Here is a 3,974-nt window from a genome sequence, read left to right on the forward strand (position 1 = left end):
CGTCAGGCATGGTCAGGGCAGTGGCTATCAGCGGATGTTTGGGACAAACGCGCCGGTCTTCCGGCTCGACGTAACGGCCGAGGCGATCCGCCCCGATCTGTTCGAGGGCCGGATCGAGCGACGCGGCGGTCCGGACATCCGGGTGGTGATGCGGCGGTTCGAGCCGATGACGCGGGACAGCCAAATCGTCTGATCGCGGCAATGTCGCCCGTTCGACTCAGATGAAGTCGTCGAAGGCGAGCGAGCCGGTTACGAAGGGCGCGCCCAGTGCGACGGCGGCGTTAACGAGGGCGCCGCCGTCCTGCGACCAGAACAGAATCGCGTCATTGGCGCCGCTCAGCCGGATCAGCGCCACCTCATGGTTTCCGGCATGCTGATCGAACAGCGACTGGGCAAGCGCCTGTGCCTCGGCGAGCGTCGCCGAAACGCTGCCCTCGAGGATCGCTTCGGGACGAAAGCCGAGCGACAGTGCATCGTCGACGGTCGAAAGATCGACGATCCGGTCGATCGCCTGGAGATCGACGCCGATCGTTGCGCTATCGGGCCCGAACAGAAAGACGTCGCGGCCGCTGCCGCCTTCCAGCCGGTCGACACCGCGATCGCCCATGATCAGATCGTCGCCGTCGCCGCCCTGGATCGTGTCGTCATCCTGCCCACCGCGCAAAGCGTCGTTGCCGGTACCACCCTGGACGAAATCGCTGCCGCGATTGCCGTTGATGATGTCATGCCCCGCGCCGCCCAGAATGCTGTCGTCGTCGGCGCCGCCCTGGATCCGGTCCGATCCACCGCCGCCGTCGATCGTATCGCGCCCGGCATTGCCCTGCAGATAATCCGATCCGCCGCCGCCGTTGAGCAGGTCTCCGCCGTCAGCCCCGCCGCTCGGTGACTGGCCATAGATATGGTCGTTGCCGTTGCCGCCGGTCAGCGTGTCGCTGTCACCGCCACCCATGATGACATTATGACCGAACACATCGCGGACGACGTCGGCGAGGGCGCCGCCCCGATAATCGTCATTGCCGGCGAGCAGCAGCGTCAGCGGATCATTGGGGGCGTAGGTGAGGAGATAGAAGAGCGAGGCGTCGACCGAGAAGCCGCTTGCTTCGAACAGAACGGTCGATCCCTGGGTGAAGCGAAAGCCCGTGATCGCGCCGCTGATCGGCTCACCAAAGCCATTGTAGCGCACGCCCGATCCGGTGAAGGCATAGCGATAACCGTCCACATCGATCGCCAGCAGGCTGCTCGTCTGGGTGACGATGACCGAATCGAAATCGGTCAGCCGGTCGAAGTTGAACAGATCCATGCGCAGGCGCCCGGCGGCTGGTGCGGTAATGATCGCCATGTCGTTCCCCTAGTCGTGAACCGGTGGTGCCCGCTGTTCGGCGACGGGGTCAAGCGCGACGGCGGGAGAATGATCGGAAACGGACGCGATCGGCGGCGGAGATCGGCAGGCATTACAGCAGTCGTGCGTCGCCCGCCGGCTCGACGCTCAGTGTGCCGCCGGGTGTGGGGCGCATCAGCGAATCCGCCGGAACCGATCCGTCGAGCCATCCCGCCCAGTCCGCGCGGTCGAGCAGCACCACCTGCCGGCCATGATAGGGGGCTATGTCGGGTCCGGGCTCGCAGGTCAGCAGGGTGAAGGCCTCGCTGGCTGGATCGGGAATCGCGGGGTCGCTTTTCCAGAGGCCGGCGATGGCGAACCAGTCGCGCGCCTTCCAGCGGAACAGCCACTTGTCCTTGCGCCTGGCACGCGGATCGGCGGGTGCGGTGAATTCGTAAAAGCCATCGACGGGGACCAGGCAACGGCCCTGCCGCGCCGAGTTCCGGAAATCCCGCTCCTCGCTGCGGTAATTATAGACCGGCTTGCCCGAAGGCCCCGGCCAGCTCCAGCGCCGCGTGACCAACTCTGCGGCCTGCGCCATATCGGGAGTCTCATGCGACCCTTGGGCCGACGCATCGCGCGCGGCGCGGATGATCACGGTCCGGTCGGTGATCCGTACGCTCGGCAGCGGCGCCATATTGGGTACACCTTCGCTGAACCGCAGCGGGATGCGCAGTTCGGCGAAATCCTGTCGTATCAGCCCCAGCTCGATCCGCCGGGCCACCTCGTTGCACATGCGCCGTCACGCTCCGGGTGAGATTGCTGGGATTCTTCCTTGTCGCGCTGTTCATCTGGTTCGCAGAGAATCTGGGCACCTTCGCCATGCCTGGAGCTACCCGCATCAGCGCAGCGGCTGGGCGATGCTGTCCGTCGGCAAGCTTGGTGCCTGGTATCTGTAATGATCATCAGCTTCGTTCTGGTCCAGCGGTTGCATCGGAGCGAAGGTAGCCCGGAGCGTATCCGCTAGCGGCAGCAGCGCTTCGATGGCTTCGGCAGGTAGTCCTTGGGCTGGAAACCAGATCGCGACAGCTCCGCTTCTCTCCAGATCGTGTCAGACGAAGTCTTCAAACCCGATGCTGGCGCCCGAGACCCCGTCGAGGAACAGAACGGAGTCGATCCGGCCGTCGCCGTGCGAAGACCAGTATAGCCTCACATAGTTGGAAAGCTGGATCACGACGACCTCACCCCCGCCCGGGTTCTGGTCGACCAAAGCCTGCGCCAGCTCGACAAAGTCGCCGTTAGGGAGAGGGCCTCCGAAGGGAACGGGCGAAAGGAAGGCTGTGGGTATGAAATCGAACGAGAGCTTGTCGGAGCCCTGTTCGAAATCGAATATCCGGTCGGTGCTGTCGCCCAAGGGAGACTGTCCCTTGCCGAAAAGAAACATGTCGCGGCCTTGGCCACCGGTCATGAAATCGGCACCCAGATCACCGGAGAGGACATCATCGCCTTCATCGCCATCGATGGAGTCGCTGCCCTGGCCGCCGCGCAGGCGATCATTGCCTTCGCCGCCTGCAACGGCATCGTCGCCCCGATTGCCATTGATGCTGTCATTGCCAGCGTCGCCGAACAGTGCATCATTGTCGGCACCGCCATTGAGCCGGTCCGAGCCTGCACCACCATATAGCCGATCGTTTCCCGCGTTTCCCTGAATGTAATCGCCGCCGCCGCGGGCTTCTACGTAATCCGCTCCGTCCGCGCCCCCCTCGGGCGAGAAGCCGTAGATATGGTCGGCACCTTCGCCAGCGACGATCGTGTCGTTGCCGGCTCCCCCTCTCAGGAAGTTGTTGCCGCGGGCGTCGCTGATCCAGTCGTCCTGATCGCCACCGTAGATATAATCGTTACCGGGGACGAGTGAGGAGACAAGTGAAGGATCGTTCAGAAGTTCAGGACGCGCGAAAGTTTCGGGGTTCAGATACCAGCTTGCATTGGCGGGCTTCTCGAACAGGATCGCTCCGTCTTTGCTGTACTGAAAGCCGTTCAGCGCTCCTCCGGTTGGGTGCCCGGCTGCATCATAAGTAAGGCCGCTGCCGCTGAAGGCGTAGCGATAGCCATCGATCTCGAATATCAGCGCATCTGAGGTCCGCGTGACGACAGTCGCAGGATTGCCCACGCGATAAATCTCGAAGTCCATTCGCAGGGCGTTGCCCCCGGCGGCGGTGTAGAAAGCCATCGCGATCTTCTCCTGTTCGGTCGATTATCGTCGATAGGGCGGGCCAAGTCTCGCGATGCCGCCAGAATGGATTTGATTGATGATGGCTACTCCGCCGCCTTCGCAACCGCCTCCAGCAGCGGCTTCAGATAATGACCCGTATAGCTGCGCGGCTCCTTCGCGACCTTCTCCGGAGTACCCTCCGCGACGATCTCACCGCCGCGGACGCCGCCTTCGGGGCCCAGGTCGATGATCCAGTCGGCGGTCTTGATGACCTCCAGATTATGCTCGATAACCACCACGGTGTTGCCCTGCTCGACCAGCGCGTGGAGCACTTCGAGCAGCTTGCGGACGTCCTCGAAATGGAGGCCGGTCGTCGGCTCGTCGAGGATGTAGAGGGTGTTGCCGGTCGACCGGCGCGACAGCTCCTTGGCCAGTTTCACGCGC

3 protein-coding genes and 3 pseudogenes are annotated in these 3,974 nt (G+C 63.7%); 2 read left to right on the forward strand and 4 right to left on the reverse strand.

The window, feature by feature from the left end:
- Positions 1-193: pseudogene (locus KAY22_RS25735) on the forward strand (hypothetical protein); the annotation flags it as partial.
- 24 nt (positions 194-217) lie between these two features.
- Here the strand turns inward: KAY22_RS25735 and KAY22_RS25740 are convergent.
- Together KAY22_RS25740 and KAY22_RS25745 are read right to left on the reverse strand one after the other, a co-directional pair.
- On the reverse strand, positions 218-1,339 hold the full coding sequence (locus KAY22_RS25740) for a calcium-binding protein (protein WP_296625952.1): 1,122 nt from the start codon (positions 1,337-1,339) through the stop codon (positions 218-220).
- A 112-nt stretch (positions 1,340-1,451) separates the two neighbouring features.
- The gene (locus tag KAY22_RS25745) at positions 1,452-2,114 is read right to left on the reverse strand and encodes an SOS response-associated peptidase (protein WP_296625953.1); all 663 of its coding nucleotides are present in this window, start codon (positions 2,112-2,114) and stop codon (positions 1,452-1,454) included.
- Between the two features lie 23 nt (positions 2,115-2,137).
- Between KAY22_RS25745 and KAY22_RS25750 the strand changes: the two are divergent.
- Positions 2,138-2,345: pseudogene (locus tag KAY22_RS25750) on the forward strand (DUF817 family protein); the annotation flags it as partial.
- Between the two features lie 84 nt (positions 2,346-2,429).
- Here KAY22_RS25750 and KAY22_RS25755 read toward each other — a convergent pair.
- Both KAY22_RS25755 and KAY22_RS25760 read right to left on the reverse strand, forming a co-directional pair.
- A complete protein-coding gene (locus KAY22_RS25755; RefSeq protein WP_296625954.1) occupies positions 2,430-3,548 on the reverse strand; it encodes a calcium-binding protein in 1,119 nt (372 codons plus the stop codon).
- Between the two features lie 86 nt (positions 3,549-3,634).
- Positions 3,635-3,974: pseudogene (locus tag KAY22_RS25760) on the reverse strand (excinuclease ABC subunit A); the annotation flags it as partial.

Source organism: Rhizorhabdus sp., from assembly GCF_018006725.1.
Lineage (GTDB): Bacteria > Pseudomonadota > Alphaproteobacteria > Sphingomonadales > Sphingomonadaceae > Rhizorhabdus.